17 protein-coding genes are annotated in these 17,262 nt (G+C 43.8%); all 17 read right to left on the bottom strand.

Annotated features, from left to right (window positions below; translation table 11 throughout):
* Positions 1-10: 10 nt before the first annotated feature.
* The 17 genes from IQ283_RS14550 to IQ283_RS14470 all read right to left on the bottom strand — a co-directional run bounded on the left by IQ283_RS14550 (position 11) and on the right by IQ283_RS14470 (position 17,234).
* A complete protein-coding gene (locus IQ283_RS14550) occupies positions 11-778 on the bottom strand; it encodes an MTAP family purine nucleoside phosphorylase (protein WP_194220853.1) in 768 nt (255 codons plus the stop codon).
* A 14-nt stretch (positions 779-792) separates the two neighbouring features.
* Complete coding sequence (locus tag IQ283_RS14545) at positions 793-963, bottom strand: XapX domain-containing protein (protein WP_194220852.1); 171 nt, start codon at positions 961-963, stop codon at positions 793-795.
* Positions 960-2,699: a dihydroxy-acid dehydratase gene (locus IQ283_RS14540; RefSeq protein ID WP_194220851.1), complete on the bottom strand. Its 1,740-nt coding sequence runs from the start codon at positions 2,697-2,699 to the stop codon at positions 960-962. Before IQ283_RS14540 ends, IQ283_RS14545 begins: the two co-directional genes overlap by 4 nt.
* The gene (locus tag IQ283_RS14535) at positions 2,699-3,958 is read right to left on the bottom strand and encodes a DUF362 domain-containing protein (protein WP_194220850.1); all 1,260 of its coding nucleotides are present in this window, start codon (positions 3,956-3,958) and stop codon (positions 2,699-2,701) included. The genes IQ283_RS14540 and IQ283_RS14535 overlap by 1 nt, the downstream gene beginning before the upstream one ends.
* Before the next feature lie 15 nt (positions 3,959-3,973).
* Entirely contained in the window at positions 3,974-5,428 is a 1,455-nt protein-coding gene (locus IQ283_RS14530) for an NAD-dependent succinate-semialdehyde dehydrogenase (protein WP_276511838.1), read from the bottom strand.
* A 14-nt stretch (positions 5,429-5,442) separates the two neighbouring features.
* Positions 5,443-6,294 (bottom strand): nucleoside phosphorylase, encoded by an 852-nt coding sequence (locus IQ283_RS14525; protein ID WP_194220849.1) that lies wholly within the window; start codon positions 6,292-6,294, stop codon positions 5,443-5,445.
* Positions 6,291-7,082 carry a 2-phosphosulfolactate phosphatase gene (locus IQ283_RS14520; protein ID WP_194220848.1) on the bottom strand — a complete coding sequence of 264 codons (792 nt, stop codon included), beginning with the start codon at positions 7,080-7,082 and terminating at the stop codon, positions 6,291-6,293. Before IQ283_RS14520 ends, IQ283_RS14525 begins: the two co-directional genes overlap by 4 nt.
* A gap of 16 nt (positions 7,083-7,098) precedes the next feature.
* Positions 7,099-7,869 (bottom strand): energy-coupling factor transporter transmembrane component T family protein, encoded by a 771-nt coding sequence (locus tag IQ283_RS14515; RefSeq protein WP_194220847.1) that lies wholly within the window; start codon positions 7,867-7,869, stop codon positions 7,099-7,101.
* The gene (locus IQ283_RS14510; RefSeq protein ID WP_206759471.1) at positions 7,866-9,605 is read right to left on the bottom strand and encodes an ABC transporter ATP-binding protein; all 1,740 of its coding nucleotides are present in this window, start codon (positions 9,603-9,605) and stop codon (positions 7,866-7,868) included. The genes IQ283_RS14515 and IQ283_RS14510 overlap by 4 nt, the downstream gene beginning before the upstream one ends.
* Positions 9,583-10,221, bottom strand: coding sequence for an ECF transporter S component (locus tag IQ283_RS14505; protein WP_242057353.1), 639 nt, complete (start codon positions 10,219-10,221; stop codon positions 9,583-9,585). The genes IQ283_RS14510 and IQ283_RS14505 overlap by 23 nt, the downstream gene beginning before the upstream one ends.
* Positions 10,222-10,295: 74 nt before the next feature.
* Positions 10,296-11,021, bottom strand: a complete 726-nt coding sequence (locus IQ283_RS14500; protein ID WP_194220845.1) for a GntR family transcriptional regulator — start codon at positions 11,019-11,021, stop codon at positions 10,296-10,298.
* Between the two features lie 455 nt (positions 11,022-11,476).
* Complete coding sequence (locus tag IQ283_RS14495; RefSeq protein WP_194220844.1) at positions 11,477-13,255, bottom strand: sigma-54-dependent Fis family transcriptional regulator; 1,779 nt, start codon at positions 13,253-13,255, stop codon at positions 11,477-11,479.
* A gap of 45 nt (positions 13,256-13,300) precedes the next feature.
* Positions 13,301-13,777: a nickel insertion protein gene (larC, locus tag IQ283_RS24310; RefSeq protein ID WP_194220843.1), complete on the bottom strand. Its 477-nt coding sequence runs from the start codon at positions 13,775-13,777 to the stop codon at positions 13,301-13,303.
* Positions 13,778-13,790: 13 nt separating this feature from the next.
* Positions 13,791-14,525, bottom strand: coding sequence for a nickel pincer cofactor biosynthesis protein LarC (larC, locus tag IQ283_RS24305; RefSeq protein ID WP_194220842.1), 735 nt, complete (start codon positions 14,523-14,525; stop codon positions 13,791-13,793).
* Positions 14,526-14,538: 13 nt separating this feature from the next.
* Positions 14,539-15,306 carry a nickel pincer cofactor biosynthesis protein LarB gene (larB, locus tag IQ283_RS14480; protein WP_194220841.1) on the bottom strand — a complete coding sequence of 256 codons (768 nt, stop codon included), beginning with the start codon at positions 15,304-15,306 and terminating at the stop codon, positions 14,539-14,541.
* Positions 15,307-15,321: 15 nt separating this feature from the next.
* The gene (gene larE, locus IQ283_RS14475; RefSeq protein ID WP_194220840.1) at positions 15,322-16,131 is read right to left on the bottom strand and encodes an ATP-dependent sacrificial sulfur transferase LarE; all 810 of its coding nucleotides are present in this window, start codon (positions 16,129-16,131) and stop codon (positions 15,322-15,324) included.
* Between the two features lie 308 nt (positions 16,132-16,439).
* A complete protein-coding gene (locus IQ283_RS14470; protein ID WP_194220839.1) occupies positions 16,440-17,234 on the bottom strand; it encodes a hypothetical protein in 795 nt (264 codons plus the stop codon).
* Positions 17,235-17,262 lie beyond the last annotated feature (28 nt).

Here is a 17,262-nt window from a genome sequence, read left to right as displayed (position 1 = left end):
CCCCTTTGAATTAAATCGCAGCATTCTGCGCGTTTTGGTATGGAACAGTACAAGAACAATCAGTATTTGATTCCAGATTGCTCAGCGTTTGTAAGACAAGGTTTTTCATCTTCCCTTTATTCTCTTCTGCTACTTTCCGATGTGCTTCAAGATTCGGTGGCGTTTCTGCGAACCCTGTCGCCATATCAGTTGATAACGTGATCACAGAAAAACAAAGACCGAGTTCACGAGCCAACGCTGCTTCAGTCGTGTTCGTCATACCGACAACGTCCATTCCCCACGTCCGAAACAACTGGAGTTCTTGACGCGTTTCATAGATCGGACCGTCAACACCTACTAATGTGACATCCTCATAGATCGATAACCCAAGCGTCTTAGAAGCACTAAGGATGGACGATTTTATTTCTTGGCAAAAGGGTTCCGTCATATCAGCCGAAAACGCACCAAAGGTTTGGTCCCTTCGTCTCGTCATATCGACGAATTGATCGAGTAGGGAAACACTTCCAACTGGAATATCAGGGTTGATCGAGCCAACCGCCGACACTGCCAGAACACGTTCAACTCCGCTTATTTTCAAAGCACTCATGTTCGCTTTGTAATTCACATCTGGTGCTAAAACGCCGTGTGTCGTTCCATGTCTTGGCAGAAAGTAAACTTCTTTATCTTCATGAACGCCCTGGAACAGAGTCACGGTACCAAATGGCGTCTTGATCACTTTCTCTTCCAAAGCACCGAACAAATCGTAAAATCCTGTACCACCGATTAATCCGACTTTCACATCAACTTCCTCCTTCAGTTCGTCAATTTATCCATCAGAAACGTTAGCCCGTAAGCTCCAAGCCATACCCCAAATATACCGACGACACCTGCAAGTACAGGTGGCGCTGGTATCGGGAGACGGACCATCTTGAAGACGAGACCGATAAGGACGCCGCTCAAAAGTGCTAATAGAATTTCTTTCATGTCGTGGGCGCTCCATTTACAGGCTCGTGTTTCTTTTTCTGCTTTTCTTGATCTGGAACCGGTAGCATGAAATCAAAATCACATCCCTCATCAGCCTGCAAAACGTGTTGACGATATAAAAGAGGATAACCCCTGTTGTAATTTTCGAAAACTGGCGGTGACCAATGGCTCTTTCGAACCGAAAGCTCTTCTTCAGAAACCAATAGTTCCAGCTTACGCTCATCCACGTCTAGCTCGATCCAATCTCCATCCTTGATCAAACCGATTGGACCTCCGATAGCTGCTTCAGGCGCTACGTGTAAAAGCACGGTACCAAAAGCCGTTCCACTCATCCGACAGTCAGATAAGCGCACCATATCGCGGACACCTTGTTTCAATAGCTTATCCGGGATCGGAATCATCCCAGCTTCCGGCATGCCTGGCGCTCCAACAGGTCCGGCATTTTGAAGAACGAGTACACTATCAGGAGTCACTTCTAGATCTGGATCGTTCACACGTTCCGCCATGTCTGTTAAAGAAGTGAAAACGACGGCCTGTCCTTTATGCTTCAACAGTTCCTTCGTTGCCGCTTTCGGCTTGATGATCGCACCATTTGGCGCTAAATTCCCTTTCAAAACCGCGATGCCGCCTTCTTTATGTAAAGGATCATCGAGCGGTCGAATAATATCGCGGTAAACGCTTTCGATTTCAACATCCGCTAAATTCTCTCCTAGCGTCTTTCCAGTTACCGTAAGTTCTTCCGTATGAAGAAGTGGTGACAGTTCCTTCAGAACAGCAGAGATTCCACCCGCATAGTAAAGGTCCTGCATCTGATATTTTCCAGCAGGTCGCATGTTCGCAAGAAACGGCGTCGTTCTGCTGTGCTCTTCAAAATCAGCGAGAGTTAATTCAATGCCGAGTCTTCTCGCGATCGCGATCAGATGGATAACAGCATTCGTCGAACCTCCAACGGCCATCAGCGTTTTGATCGCATTATCGAAAGATTCCCTCGTCATAATATCGGAAGGCTTGATCCCTGCTTTCACGAGGCGAACGATCGCGCGTCCCGTTTCTTGCGCGAGGCGCATCCGCTCATTTTCAGTAGCCGGTGTTGCTGCCCCACCTGGAAGCATCATCCCCATCGCTTCTGCACAAGCCGCAATCGTGCTTGCTGAGCCCATCACCATACAGTGACCGGCAGTTGGTGCAAGTCGCTCATTAATCTCAGCAATTTCTTCTTCATCAACAGTTCCCGCTTTATATTCCTGCCAGAAGAAACGACAGTCCGAGCATGCCCCTAGCGTCTTGCCTTTGTAATGGCCATTGTTCATCGGTCCACCTGTAAAAAGAATCGCTGGTTTGTCTGCACTCGCTGAACCCATCAGCTGAGCTGGCGCCATTTTGTCACAGCCCCCAATCATAACGGTGCCATCGATCGGCTGCGCTGTGATCATTTCTTCCGTATCCATCGCAACGAGATTTCGGTATAACATAGTCGTTGGACTCGTAAACATTTCACCGACCGATATCGTCGGGAACTCAAGAGGTGTTCCGCCTTCCATAATAACCCCTCGTTTGATCGCTTCGACCATCGGCTTCACATGACTGTGACACCGATTGATTTCGCTGAACGTATTACAAATGCCAATAACCGGTTTGTTATAGTCTTCCTTGTCATGACCTAGATGACGGCTGAATGCCATTCTAATAAATTCGCTGAATCCTGCATCTCCGTATGATGTTTGTGACTTTGTCATTAGTGCCCACCTGCGCTTCCTAAGAAATAGTTCAACTCTCCGTCTTCAGTAAATGCGATCGGTTCTGAATCCGACATAACATCGATCTGTTCACCTGCTTCTTCAATCAGGTTATGTGAAAGATAGAGGGTTTCCAGATCCAGTGTGTTTTCGATGATTGCGACTCGTAATGCTGTTGGATCTTCGACTGCTAAACTATCAATCGCTTTATTTACAAGTTCCTGTTCAGTATCTAGTACCATCGGTATCATAGCGCGCTGAACGTAGGTACTCGTCAAACAGTTCAAATACGTCTTTTGACGATCAATCTTTTGAAATAGTCGCTCTGTTGTCAGATCTGCTAATCCAATTCCAGTCGCATTTCCGTGCGAGGAATCATCTAAATCGAGTACTCCTATCCGTTTAAAAGAAGGGGTTTGAGGCTCTGGTACGCCAAAGATCTTAGTCCTTCCTAGAACGTTCGTATCCATTCCGGTGCCGCTATAATTTTTCCCCATTTTTTTGACGATCAACAAGTCCAATTGTTCGATCGGAATCCTTGGGAAGTATTCTTTCGAAAGCAGTAATAATTCTCGTTCCCTTTCCAAAATAGATTGGGGGTGGATCACTTCGAGATGTGCCGTTTCATCAAAGCTGTTTTCCACGATACCGATTCCAGCTAAAATCTTTCCAGTATTGATCATTCCCCGACCAACTTCTTGAACTGTCTTCGACATATTCGGTGGTCCCTGCCGGTGCAATTGATTCGCACCTTTTGCTTTTCCAAGCCCCACTGTAATCATCTTTAACAATCCACTCTCATTCGGTCCTCGGAATGAAGTATGTAACTTCACTCGATTCATGACGATAATGCCATCTGATTCCCATGCCATTTTGTCACAATAGAGAGTGAAGCCAATATCTGTCGTTCCCACTTCGACGACTGTTGCCGACGTCCGAACGGGACAACCGATCGCTTCCTCCGTAAATCCAAGACTCTCGAGCACATCCATCTGTCCTTCCGGTGTACCACCACCGTGACTACCCATCGCACCGATGATAAAAGGCGCTGCACCTTGTCCCTTTAAGTAATCGACAACCGTTTTGACGATACTGACTCGATTAGAGATGCCACGACTTCCTACCGTAATTGCGATCGAAGCTCCTTTCTGAACAGCAGGGAGCTGATGCTTCAGCTCCTCTGTCAGATGTTTCTCAATGTTCTCGATTTTTCCAGAAGGAAAGCGTTGTTTCACTTTCACAACCTCAGGATATTTCATTCGATATCCTCCTTATTACAGCGTATCTGAAAGCGCCACAGAAACGTATTTCATCTCCAAGTATTCCTTGATTCCTTCATGCCCACCTTCTTTGCCGAGACCTGACTCCTTGATCCCGCCGAATGGCGCTTCAGCTGTGCCAGGGAACACATCATTAATGCCGATGATTCCGTATTCAAGTTTCTCCATAACCTTAATCGCTCGGCTAAGGTTGTTCGTAAAGAGGAAGGATGCTAAGCCATATTCCGTGTTATTAGCTGCTGCAACTGCGTCTTCATCTCTATCAAACGTCTGGATCGGAACGACCGGTCCGAACGTTTCTTCTGTCATAATCTTCATGTCGTCAGTCACATTCGAAAGGATGGTCGGTTCAAAGAAATACCCGCCTGGTCCTTCCCACTGCTTCCCGCCAGTCAAGAGCACCGCTCCTTTAGAAAGCGCATCTTCCACTTGATCCTTCACTTTATTCAATCCACCATCGTCGATAAGCGGACCAACATCTACTGATTCATCTGAGCCGTTCCCGACACGAAGCTCTCTCACTTTCGCTTCTAGCTTCGTTACGAATTCATCTCTAACGTTTGAATGAACATAGAGGCGATTCGTACAGATACACGTTTGTCCACAGTTCCGATATTTACTTGCGATTGCTTGATCAACTGCAAGATCGAGGTCCGCATCCTCGAATACGATCAGCGGTGCATGACCACCGAGTTCAAGCGCAAGCTTTTTAACCGTTTGGGCGCTTCCTTCCATCAATAGCTTTCCAACTTCTGTCGATCCAGTAAAGGTAACCAGCTTAACAGCTGAGCTATCCATGATTTCTTTACCAATCTCTGCTGCATTACCAACAACGATATTCAGCACGCCTTTCGGAAGGCCGACCTCTTCAAAAATCTTCACGATTTCGATCGCTGTGAGTGGCGTTTGTTCAGCTGGTTTTAAGACGACCGTACATCCAGCGGCTAGAGCTGGACCGACTTTTCTTGTGATCATACCAGCCGGGAAATTCCACGGCGTGATCGCAGCCACAACGCCGATCGGTTTAGGAACGACCCATAGACGCTTGTTCTTTTTCGTTGAAGGAATCATCTCACCATAGACGCGGTTCGCTTCTTCTGCATACCAGAGCAAGAAACTTGCGGCGAATTCAATTTCTCCCCGCGCTTCCTTCAACGGTTTTCCCTGCTCTTCTGTCAAAAGAGCAGCTAGTTTTTCCTTTCGTTCGATCATAAGGTGATACGCTTTATACAAATAAGTCGATCTTTCTCTTGCCGTCAATTCAGCCCAGGGCTCGAATGCTTTTTCTGCCGATTCGATCGCTAATTTCGCTTCCTTAGTGCCTCCAGAAGGAATTTCAGTAATTTTATCTCTTGTCGCAGGATTGAATACTTCCACCACAGAACCTGATTCTGACTGAATCCATTCTCCGTTGATGAACATCCCTTTCGTTGTATCCACATTTATCATCGAATCATTCCTCCTTATCCTTTTACAGTTGTGTTTTCAGTCATTGAAGGGAACCAGTAGTCTTTCTTACGTTCCTTTTTCAGTTGATCCCATTCAGCTAGAATCTGAACTGCTAGATTCGCTACGCGGATACTTTTTTCTACACCGCCATATGAGAATTCGTCACGGATTCGGTTAGCAACAACTGTACACACAGATCCAGCTCTTAAACCATATAATCCAGCAAGCGTGAAGATTGTTGCCGCTTCCATTTCGAAATTCATAACGCCTGCTTTATTTAAATCTTGTAGTTTATCTTTAAAGAACGATTGCTCATATCCCTGGAAGCCTGTTCGTCCTTGTCCGCAATACCAGGATGCCGTCGAGCATGAAACACCGACATGGTATGTATAACCAAGGCGCTCTGCTGCTTCTACAAGTGCTGAAGTCACTTCGTAATGTGCGCTTGCTGGGTATCGATCATCAACGTAGAACTGACTTGTCCCATCATGGCGGACAGCTCCGGATGAAATGATGACATCACCTGGATCGATATGTTCTTGAATCGCTGCTGTCGTTCCCACTCGTAAGAATGTATCGCCACCTAGTGCAGCCAACTCCTCAAAAGCACTTGCCGTCGAACCGCCACCAGCACCTGTGGAACATGCTGTGATCCCAACTTCTCCTACTTTTCCACTGTACGTACGATGCTCGCGATAGTTTGAGATTTTTCTAGATTCCGTCCACTCTCCACCAATCATATCTACTCGATCCGGATCTCCTGGAAGCAAAACATATTTCTCAACGTCGCCCTCTTTACAACGGATGTGATATTGTAATCCTTCGTCCATTACCGGTTTCGATGCGTTTGATTTCCAATTTGTCATTTGTAGACCACCTTTTTCATATTTTTTACTACGATACTGCCATTTGCTGTGAATTGAAGGTCAGGCGCTAAGTCTGATAGATTTTCTACTGAACAAAGCTTAATATCTTCCTTACACCCGATCCTTCTCATCGTTTCACCACTACCTGAATCTTCGAATGCTTGAACAGTGTCTGGGTAACTTTCTAATAGATGGGTACTGATCTTCGCTGAATCCTTAAAAAGAGGCACTCTGTTCAATGCCGCCGCCGCTTCCTTACCATAATCTAGTAAGATTCCGGCTGTATAAGCGTCATCTAAGGCAGCGATCTCACCGTTTTCACGGCCGGCGCAGACGATAACCACGCCCATTCCGAGCTCATCCGCCATCCTAACCGCTTTGTCCATGACCGCCTTTGCATTGCGTAAGGATCCGACGAGGACATGATCTTTACCAGAGTTCCACAATGTGAATCCGGCAAGTGTCCCATTCGTCGTTTTTAGGACGATTCGCTTGTCCTTTAGATCCATATTATTGATCGAAATCAATGAAGGGCTGAACTGAGCATGTTCAGACACATTCCCATATGCATCTTCTGCACACACGAGCGTTTCCTGGTCAACTGTGTTTTCTACTTCCTCTAACGTCTTTTGTTCGTCATCCGTCAAAATGATTTCAGAGCATCCTTTATCAAGCATCGTAATCATGGCGGTTGTAGCTCTTAATACATCCACTAGCACACACACCTGCGGAAGATCTTTCTTCACTTCCTTCGGCATGTAAGCGACTTCAAACTTCAGTTCTTCCATCCATATATCTCCCCCTTCAAATTAGTTTAGTGAATAATAAGAAAACGGTAAGAGCGCACCATGCAGATCCGAATACAATTCCTTTTGCATTGTAATTGATGGTCCTAATGTAGGTACGGTCGTGGTAAGCACCGTATCCTTTCGCTTCCATCGTGTTCGCGGTCGTTCTCACCCGGCGAATCGCTCCCATTAGTAGAGGTAGCGTGAATCGCTTCAGGTTCTCAGCTTTGTTCTTCAATCCTTTCTGCTTTCCTACACCTCTAATCGTTTGTGCCGCTTCAATGATTTTTGCTTCTTGTTCAAGCGTTGGAACAAACCTTAGAGCGACGAAGATAGAATAAGCATAGCGATAAGGAACCTTCATTTTTTGTGTTAATGAGATAACAATATCCCGAGGATCACTCGTTGCAACGAAGATGAGCGATGTTGTAAAGATCGTCAGGATCCTTATCGTGATTGCTAGTGCGAAATCGACCGATTCAGAATAGATATGGAACGGTCCAACATCGAACAACAAGGTTTCTCCAGGTACAAGTACAACTTGTAAGATAAAGAAACCGATACTGAACAAAAGCATGATCCATATTCCGCGAAAAACGAAACCAATACTCAGTTTCGCAAATAGCAGCGCGACGGTAATGATGGCAACAAACAGCATCAACTGCGGAACGGCCGTCTCATAGATGAAGACGAGTATCGAGATACACACCATCCAAATAAGCTTTGTAACTGGGTCAAGTGAATGCATAAATGATTTCTTCTCATAAAACTGGAAGGCTAAGCTCATAGGACTTGTTTCACCCTCTCTTCTGTTTGTAGGAATTCGTCGATGGTGATCACTGCTTCATCTACCATTGATGGAACCAGTTGCTTCGCTAGCTGCGAGATCGGCGGTTCGATCAAGGATGCTTTCTTCAACACCTCTTCGTTCATGAACAGCTTCTTGACGTCACCATCATAGATTAGTTCTCCCTGGTGCATCACGAGAGCTGAATCAGCCCATTTACAAACTAAGCGGATATCATGTGTAATCATGATCACCGTCTTCCCTTGCTTCTGAAGGTTCTTACATAACTCTAATAATTTCGTTGCACTCGCATAATCTTGACCTGTAGTAGGTTCATCTAGAATGACGATATCCTGACCAAGAATTAGAGAAGAAATGACACTCAAACGACGTTTTTCACCTCCACTCAGCATGAATGGGTGCTTATCTTTTTGGTCGTAGAGGTTGATTTCCATCAATGCTTGCACGCCCTGCTCTTTGATTTCTTCTGGAAGTGGATCATCGCTTTCGATGCCGTGCTTCACCTTCAAGCTATAAATCGCTTCCTCAAAAACGTTGTCGGACACAAATTGATGTTCTGGATTTTGAAACACATATCCAATATCATCTGTCATCGAAAGCAGATCCCGCTTGAAAGTATCTTCTTCTTTCAGAAACACCTTGCCTTTTGGTGGGCGGATGATGCCCATCAAATGCTTGACCAGCGTTGTTTTTCCAGACCCATTCGTACCAAGAATCGTAACGAAGTCTCCTTTTTTGATAGAAAAGCTAACATCATTCAATGCTTGCGTACCGTTCGGATAGTGATAGTTTAGCCCTTTCACACTTAGCGCTTCTGGACGAACTTCCGGAATCGCTCCCGAACTCACTTTGGCCGGACTTTCTGACCTCCACTTACCCTTCAGCTCGAGAACAGCATCCTGAACCGAAATTGGAAAGCGCTCGAAGCTCATGCCTCTTTCCTTAAGCTGAATTGCTAGCTCAGAAATTTCCGGTACCCATACTCCCATCTCTGTCAAAGTATCGATTGAGCTTTCCAATACGTCTTGTGGTGTTCCTGATTGAATGATCGTCCCATCTTCCATCACAATCACTCGATCAACTAGATGCATGATGTCATCGATTTTATTCTCGACAACGATGATCGTGTGACCGAACTCCTTATGAAGAACTTGCAGCAGGTCGAATATGTCCTTCGTCGCCTGTGGATCAAGGTTGGCTGTCGCATTATCCAGTACAAGGATCTGAGGCTCCATCGCTAGTACCGATGCAATTCCGACCTTTTGCTTTTGACCACCTGAGAGCTCGAATACTTTCCTATGCTCAAAACCCGTCATCCCAACTTTTTCGAGACAATTCTGAATGCGCCCCCGAATCTCTACTGGATCAACCTTTAAGTTCTCCGGTGCGAAAGCAACTTCATCTTCTACATAAATATTACAAAGCTGAGCATCAGGGTCTTGGAAGACAAGGCCCATACTTGTTGATAAATCTTTTAAATCTAATTCCAGAACATTCTTATCATCAACGATAATGTCTCCACCAATTTCCCCTTCCATTACGTTCGGGATAATCCCATTGAATGTCTGACATAGCGTGCTTTTCCCACACCCACTCGGCCCTACGATAAGAACGAACTCACCTTCATTGATCTCAAGAGAACAGTCTTTTAAGACGGGTTCCGTTTCATCTTCATAAATGTAAGTGACATTTTTAAGCTGAATGATGGGTTTCACTGACATTCACCCCTTTCTTATGTTGCTTATGAATGTTGAATCCTTTCAAAATATCAGTACGTACGAGCAGGTCCCCGATTAATTTACTTAACCAACCTGATAACAGGATGCCACTAAAGCAACGAACAACGAATGCTATGAGAAGAATAGACATGCCCCATTTGTAATAACCGAACCAGAAGGCGGCGATGATGAACCATAGCGGAACAGCAAAAAGTCCAGCTACACTTGTACTCAACCAATCCCAACGTTTATAACGGAACAACATAAATCCTAATTCGACCCCTAGCCCATCAGTAGCAGCTGCCGTCATGGAGATTAACCCGTTCGGATTTCCAGAGATGATTTGCACAACTCCAGCTAGCGTCAGTGTGAAGAAAGCCGCTCCAGGCTTGCGGATAATATAAGCAGCAAGTACTCCTGAGATACTATAAAGCCCTAATGTGACCGAAGTCAGGATCGGTCCACCGAGTGCAGTAAGCAGCTGATTTAACATCGCAATGTACGTCATCGCTACACCGTTAACGATCGCGAGAATTGCCATAAGCACGATATCAACCGTTGTAAGCCCTTTCATTTTTCTGCTTTTAGAAACTGCTTGTACCACTTTACTCATTTAAGTTTCCTCCCCTTTTTAAACCCAAATGTGCCCCCTAAGCATATCCGACGGTTTATGTAGTGCACCTCCCTTTAACCTCTTTTTCGAATGGCATTGAACTCAAAATTATCACTTAAATAGTAACTGTCTGAATATAAGACAGGTTTTCCAGTATTGGAGTAGTGCGTCTGTTTCAATAATAGAAGAGCGCATTGTTCGGTAAGTTTAAGCTTGTTGGCCACTTTTTCATCACTGATGACCGCTTTGATTGAACAGACAGAGAATGAGACACTAAGGTCGAAATTCTCGAGGAAATCGAGTAGAGACTCGTAATAAATTTCTTGATATTCATGCTCCATTCCTAAGCGATAAGGAACGTAATCTTCTACATAAACGACAGGATCATCATTTGCCGTCCGAACCCGTTCGATATAGAAAATTTCATCTTCATCCTCTTCTAATGAAAGGGTCTTTTTCATTTCTGATGAAACGGCTTGTACAGAAGAGTGTACATTCACAGTTCCTGGGTTGTACCCGTGAGCTTTAATGATGTTTGTCGAGCTCTCCAATGTTGAAATGTTTGTTTTTAAGCTGTTTTTCGAACCGATGACGAAAGTTCCAACTCCTTGCCTACTAAATAGAAATCCCTCTTGTTCTAACGTGCGAATCGCCTCACGAATCGTATTTCTACTTACTCCTAGCTCTTTGGATAGCTTCTGTTCAGATGGAATTTTGTCCATCGGTTCTAAGTTGTCGTTGATCAATTCATAAATCATATCTCTGGCCTGTAGATACAAGGATCTGGTTGCCAATTTCATCAAGATCACCACTTTTTGTGAATTGGATCAACCTCCTACGTCGGTCGTCCTACAAGTATTATAATCACAAATTTCTAACTATTACAACAACTTATATTAAATTAATCTAATTTTTCTAAAAATTAATCCTTTGAACAGTGAAGTAATGAGATCCTTTGTTTACAATTTTCCTTGGCTACTTCAGCAATGCCAGGGGTTTTACGCTTTTTAGCGCAATGAGTCGCCTTATGTCCGAATCTACCTTTCACTTTAACTTGTTTCCGATAAACTGGTAGATATTCAGAAGCGTTCGTTCCGAAATTAAACCTTATATCGTTTTAGGATATGCCTTCTTTCCACATAAGCTAGCGTTATCGCCTCTCCAAGTCGTACGTCTACTACGTTGCACACTGATAACTTAATTTTCTTTTAACATGAAAATGGCTCATCATATTCGCAAAAAAAGAGACGCAAGCTTAGGATTTAAGCTTGCGCCATAATGTTGAACGATTGATACCGAGTCGTTTGGCTGCCTTCGATTGATTCATTTCTTCCTCTTCTAGAACTTTAGTAATCACTTGTTTCTCAATCTCCTTTAGTGTACCGCTTACTTCGATTTGATTACTTGCAACATCATTTACTTCCATGCGCTGTTTTAACAACGTCATGAACGATGATACTTCTTCTTTCTCTAAGTAATAGGAATGAGAATGTAAAACAAGCTGTTCAATCACTTGTTTCAGTTGATCGACATTACGTGGCCATTCGTAATCGATTAGTTCTTTCATCGCCTCTTGTCGAATACCAACAATTTGTTTGCTATATTTCGAATGAAATTCTGAGATAAACACAGGAATGAGATCCTCAATATCCTGCACGCGCTCTCTAAGCGGCGGGATATAAATAATCAAACGGCCTAAGAGGGTAAATAAATCGTGATCGATCGTACCATCACGTTCATGAATGGCAATTTCATCTTTAGATGAAACAATCCACCTTGGCATTTTTCCAGTGCTTGTATTGATATACTGATACAATTCTTTTTGTGAGTAAGTGTCTAACCGATCCATTCTTTTTAAATAAACGATTCCATTCGTATGGTACCTAAAGAAGTCCTCATTCAGTAACTCCGTTAACTGTCCTTCTTTCAATAACTCACAATGAATCGTAATAAACGGTTCATTGTTTCGCTTGCTTTTCAAATAGATGGATTGCGCGACGGCGTCTTTCCCGTTACCAGTCTCCCCAATGATCCATAGTGGTTCATCCATTTGACTATACTGATCAACTTGTTTCATGACTTCCTGGATTTGCTTACTTTTACCCGTCATAAGAACATGCGGAACGGTCGTTTGCACATCAACCGCATACTGTTTGCCCTCTTCAGACTGCCTTTGCGTTTGATTCGAAAAAGCTTTCTCGAAATATAAAATAACATATTGTTCATTCAGAGAAGCTGAGACATTCCATAGCTGATTATGAAGAGTCAGCATGTTCTGTTGTTTGGTCCTAGTTTTGTAAACGCTCTGAATGATCTCTTTCATCTCAGGAAGGTTTTCAATCATTGCATTGGAGAATTCAGCGTTAAAGTGTTGATTGGCACACTTAACCTTCCCTTCCATATTCATGACACCAATCATTCGTTCATCTACGTCAATAATGGATTGATAGACTGAAACTTCCTCATGCAATTTCGAGAATAGCTGATACACTCTCCTTGCTTCATCCAGCGACTCCATGACTGCTTCTTTTCCTGAAGTGATCAGAACCCCATTCATACCTAACTGTTTAGCCGCTTCCACCGTGAAAACATCACCGATGACAACTTCATAGCCTTCAGCTCTCAATCCCTTCAAGCGACCTTCTACTTCTACATCTTTCATAATAGTGATCGTATTAATGTCGAGATCTAATAAGTTACAGATCGTCGCCGCTCCTTGAGAGATGTTCGGAAACCCAACAATCGCAGCCTTACCCGAAAACCCTTTAACTAGCGTTAGAAGACGAAGAATATCATAACCAGACACTTGTATATCAATAACGGGTATGGAAACGACTTCCTTAACTAATGAAGCAGTTCCACCCCGGCTAATGATCAAATCGAAGCCATTAGTTTCAGAACGGCGGGCAACTTCGACTCCTTCATACAAGTTACCTAGTTCCGTATGTAGTTCAAAATCATCCACTTCCTCAGAAATCTCTCTCATGATTTCAATTAACCCTTCATAAGGAGCAATGACTAGTGCTTTTATCATTCCTGTTTACCTCCTGATCCAAGTTGCTGTGTTAGAAGGAGATATCTACTTGTTTTCTGGTATTTTTTCCCACACATGTTTATAAACTTCTTTTATTGGAATACTATTTTGCTCTGCGATAACTCGACAGTCTTCATACTCCGGGGCGTTCTCAACGACTTTCCCTTCATGAATTCCCTGTTTAATCGTGACATTCCCCCAGACGGTTTCCACTTGATAGAACGTTCTTGCTAAGCGGTGAACAGATATCGGGAAATAGCGAATACCAAGCGTTGTCGTCTCAGAGAACAAAACAGCCTTAATATCATCTAATTTCGTTTGATCGCATAAGAGCTGAAGCAACACGCCTGGGCGGTTTTTCTTCATGTAAATGGACGAATAAAACACATCATTCGCACCACAATCGAATAGTTTTTCCATTACATACCCTAGCCACTCGCCAGGCATATCATCAAGGTTGACCTCCACCTTGATCATCTCCTGATCAATATGTTCTTCACCATGGGGAAATCGCTGTGACATCCTCTCTCCTCCCTTACCGCTCATCTCTTCCGAGTATTGCTCGAAGCACATTTGGATGATCCGAGAAATCCTTCGTTCCTGCACCATAACCGATTGCTTCGATTGTAAAAGAAGGCATTGGTCCAAATTCGTTCACAAGGGCTGCTAAGATCCCACCACCCGTTGGCGTTGTTAATTCACCTTTAATTTCCGTGCGTTGAATCGGGATCCCCTTCAGCAACTCTAACGTTGCAGGTGCAGGTACAGGATATAACCCATGAGCAATGCGAATCCGCCCATTTCCAACCGGCACAGGGGATGAGATGATTCTTGATATATCCAATGAATCAATCAAAATACTAGCCCCTACAATATCTACAATAGAGTCCACTGCCCCAACTTCGTGAAAGTGAACCTTTTCAAACGCCATGTTATGTATTTTAGCTTCCGCTCTCCCAATCTTTTCGAAAATAGAAAGAGCCATCGCTGTCACGTTTTCATTTAAATCCGCTTTGGTGATCATCGTGACAATATCAGAATAATTACGGTGGTGATGACCCCCTTCATGCTCCGTTAGGACCACATCAAACTTTGTAGCAGACACGCCTTTTTTTACTACTTTATACGTTTCTAGCTTGTATTCCGATTCAATGTCTAATTTGGCAATTTCTCTCTCAAGGAGAGCTGAATCTCCTCCAAGATCAAGTAGCGCACCAATTGTCATATCCCCGCTTATGCCAGAAAAACAATCAAGATATAATGTTCTCATTCTCATCCACCCTCTATTCGACTATCGTTTTGCGATGATTTTTATGAATCAATGTTGCATAGTAACCTGCACCAAACCCATTGTCGATATTCATCACACTAATGCCTGGTGAGCATGCATTAAGCATGGATAGTAACGACGACAGCCCCTGGAAATTTGCGCCATAGCCAATACTCGTTGGCACTGCTACAATCGGATTACTAATCAAACCTCCGACAACACTCGTCAGTGCGCCTTCCATCCCGGCTACCGTAATCGCTACCGTAGCATTTTCGATCTCCTCCAGGTGATGAAACAAACGATGAATCCCCGCTACTCCAACATCATACATTCGCTTAACTGAAGCTCCGAACGCTTCTGCTGTTACTGCCGCTTCCTCTGCAACAGGTAAATCCGACGTGCCTGCACACAACACCGCAATATAGCCATTATAGAGAAGAGCTGGTTCTTCAGGATGCTTCCAAAATAGCGTCCGAGCTGACTCATTATAATCAAGATCAGCTACTATGTTCATGATTTTAGCCGCTTTTTCTTCCGTAATCCTTGTCGCGAGAACACGGTTCGTGTTCTTCTTTAAAGACTGGATAATATCGATCATTTGCTCAACAGTCTTTCCCTCGCCATAGATTACTTCCGGAAATCCAGTTCGGTCTTCCCGCTGATGATCGACTTTCGCAAACCCGATATCTTCAAAAGACGATAGCAACGTCTTCGCTTCCTTTACATCCAGGCTACCTTCTTTCACCTGATTTAGAACATCTTCTAAGCTTGCTGCTCCCATGCTGTCTTCCCCCTCTTAATCGGTTCCTGCTAAGACTTTGTTCATGCTTCCGCTCTTGTAGCCATCCAAATCAATCGTAACGTATTGATACCCAAAGGACTGCAGCTTCTTCGAAATGCTTCTATGGTTCGTCATTACAAGCGGCATATCCTGTGGTTCGACTTCGATCCGAGCCATATCACCGTGTGTTCGCACACGAACCTGTCGAATTCGGAGGCTCTTTAAGTAAGCCTCAGACTTATCGACTTTCGTTAACTTCTCCTGTGTAATTTCCTCTCCATACGCAATTCGCGAAGATAAACAAGCAAACGAAGGCTTTTCCCATGTAGGAAGGTTTAACTCCTTCGAGAGCGTGCGAATTTCATCTTTATAAAGTTCTGCTTCTTGAAGCGGTCCGCGTACATCATGCTCTATTGCAGCCCGGACTCCCGGTCTGTGCTCGCTCATGTCATCTGCAATTAAGCCATATACAACATTTTGAAATCCTTTCTCCCGCATAATCGGAACAACCTCTTCAAACAAGCCATTTTTGCAAAAGTAACAGCGGTTTTCATCATTCTCTGTATACCCAGGAATCGCAAGCTCAGACGTCTTAATCACTTGATGATGCGCACCAATTAATGAAGCGAGCTGCTTCGCTTCTTCTAATTCACTGCTCGGGTACGTTTCCGAATCAGCCGTGACCGCAAGAACATTTTCTTTCCCAAGAACATCAACCGCAACTTTTAATAATAAAGTACTGTCTACGCCTCCAGAAAACGCGACCACAATACTTTGCATCTCTTGCACTATTTCTTGCAACTTTTGATATTTGTCGCTTAACATGATGACCTCACTCCTTATGTATTCCATCATTGAATCACTGAGTTCTTCACTTCGACTCGATAACTATGAAACCGCTTACAAATATTCGTAAAAAAACGTTGCAAAATAAGTCCATCGAAATTAACTCTTTAGATAATCTACCAACAAACAATTTGCATTTTGCAACACATTAATTATAATACAGTTTGTTCCAAAGTAAAAGGAGATGTAGTCTATTACTTTAGTAGATGATTGCAAACAGGAAGCGGATGGTGCCAGGCACCACCCGCTTTACGTCATAATATGTCGAACCAAACTACTACCCTACCTCACCTCAACCAAAGCCCTCTTGCCACTTCATCCGAAAGTCCAAACCTATTAATAAAGTAATCCTGAAGGCGGCCTTTTTCTCCGCCTTCTACCCACTCACGATATAAGCGAATAAGCTCACGTACATTGCCTTCGCAGTAGCCTTCAATTAGCTCAGCAACTGTATTCGTACTTCTCCAATAATCATAAAACGCAGCCGAATAAGAGAAGTCGTCTCCACCTCGATATCCCGCTTCTCCAAATGCGTCTAGCGTGTATTCCCCATACTTTTCTTTATGAGCGTCAATTAACAATCGCTCCACCTTCATCACTTTTTCAAATCGCTCTTCTGACATTAAGAGTTTTCGAGGTAAGTAGAAGCAGATGCCTTCTTCGAACCACATATCATTCGCATTCTCTTCTTCCCAATCATCAAATTCTGAATGGAAGAAGTCAGCGTGGTGCGTGAATTCATGGGCAACAAGCTCTGCTACATCGACCATTTCAAGGTTTTCATAATAATCCGCTGCCTCTTTCACATCTTTTACCGTGGATAGATAAATATCTTTCCACGTGTCTAGTAAAGGGGTTAAGTGGATCAAGTCTCTCGAAGTGTAGGCAGGCAATGGAATCGTCGAATACAGCTTTGTGGCTGATTCTAAATCGTGGAAAACAATCCCTCTTGGCGGCTCCTCAACGGTCGTAATTTCATGCAGTGCACTCTTATATGTATCAAGAAATGCTAATAGCTGCAGTCCGCTCTTTTCAATTTCGTTTGTTTTTGTTGTATCTGTTACCGATACGGCATAGTTCATATTCAATCCCCCTCCATCTTGCTATTTC

The organism is Pseudalkalibacillus hwajinpoensis (assembly GCF_015234585.1).
In the GTDB taxonomy this organism is placed as follows: Bacteria; Bacillota; Bacilli; order Bacillales; family Guptibacillaceae; genus Guptibacillus; species Guptibacillus hwajinpoensis_B.
Note: the sequence above shows the minus strand (reverse complement) of the source record. Positions and strands in the feature narration are given on the sequence as shown.

Excerpts from the sequence above, each read along its gene's own strand:
- IQ283_RS14540 (WP_194220851.1), bottom strand. The coding sequence starts at position 2,699 with ATGACAAAGTCACAAACATCATACGGAGATGCAGGATTCAGCGAATTT.
- IQ283_RS14520 (WP_194220848.1), bottom strand. The coding sequence starts at position 7,082 with ATGGAAGAACTGAAGTTTGAAGTCGCTTACATGCCGAAGGAAGTGAAG.
- IQ283_RS14505 (WP_242057353.1), bottom strand. The coding sequence starts at position 10,221 with ATGAGTAAAGTGGTACAAGCAGTTTCTAAAAGCAGAAAAATGAAAGGG.
- IQ283_RS14500 (WP_194220845.1), bottom strand. The coding sequence starts at position 11,021 with ATGAAATTGGCAACCAGATCCTTGTATCTACAGGCCAGAGATATGATT.
- IQ283_RS14495 (WP_194220844.1), bottom strand. The coding sequence starts at position 13,255 with ATGATAAAAGCACTAGTCATTGCTCCTTATGAAGGGTTAATTGAAATC.
- larC (WP_194220842.1), bottom strand. The coding sequence starts at position 14,525 with ATGAGAACATTATATCTTGATTGTTTTTCTGGCATAAGCGGGGATATG.
- IQ283_RS14470 (WP_194220839.1), bottom strand. The coding sequence starts at position 17,234 with ATGAACTATGCCGTATCGGTAACAGATACAACAAAAACAAACGAAATT.
- larC (WP_194220843.1), bottom strand. The coding sequence starts at position 13,777 with ATGTCACAGCGATTTCCCCATGGTGAAGAACATATTGATCAGGAGATG.
- IQ283_RS14525 (WP_194220849.1), bottom strand. The coding sequence starts at position 6,294 with ATGACAAATTGGAAATCAAACGCATCGAAACCGGTAATGGACGAAGGA.
- IQ283_RS14545 (WP_194220852.1), bottom strand. The coding sequence starts at position 963 with ATGAAAGAAATTCTATTAGCACTTTTGAGCGGCGTCCTTATCGGTCTC.
- IQ283_RS14515 (WP_194220847.1), bottom strand. The coding sequence starts at position 7,869 with ATGAGCTTAGCCTTCCAGTTTTATGAGAAGAAATCATTTATGCATTCA.
- larB (WP_194220841.1), bottom strand. The coding sequence starts at position 15,306 with ATGGGAGCAGCAAGCTTAGAAGATGTTCTAAATCAGGTGAAAGAAGGT.
- IQ283_RS14535 (WP_194220850.1), bottom strand. The coding sequence starts at position 3,958 with ATGAAATATCCTGAGGTTGTGAAAGTGAAACAACGCTTTCCTTCTGGA.
- IQ283_RS14530 (WP_276511838.1), bottom strand. The coding sequence starts at position 5,428 with ATGATAAATGTGGATACAACGAAAGGGATGTTCATCAACGGAGAATGG.
- larE (WP_194220840.1), bottom strand. The coding sequence starts at position 16,131 with ATGTTAAGCGACAAATATCAAAAGTTGCAAGAAATAGTGCAAGAGATG.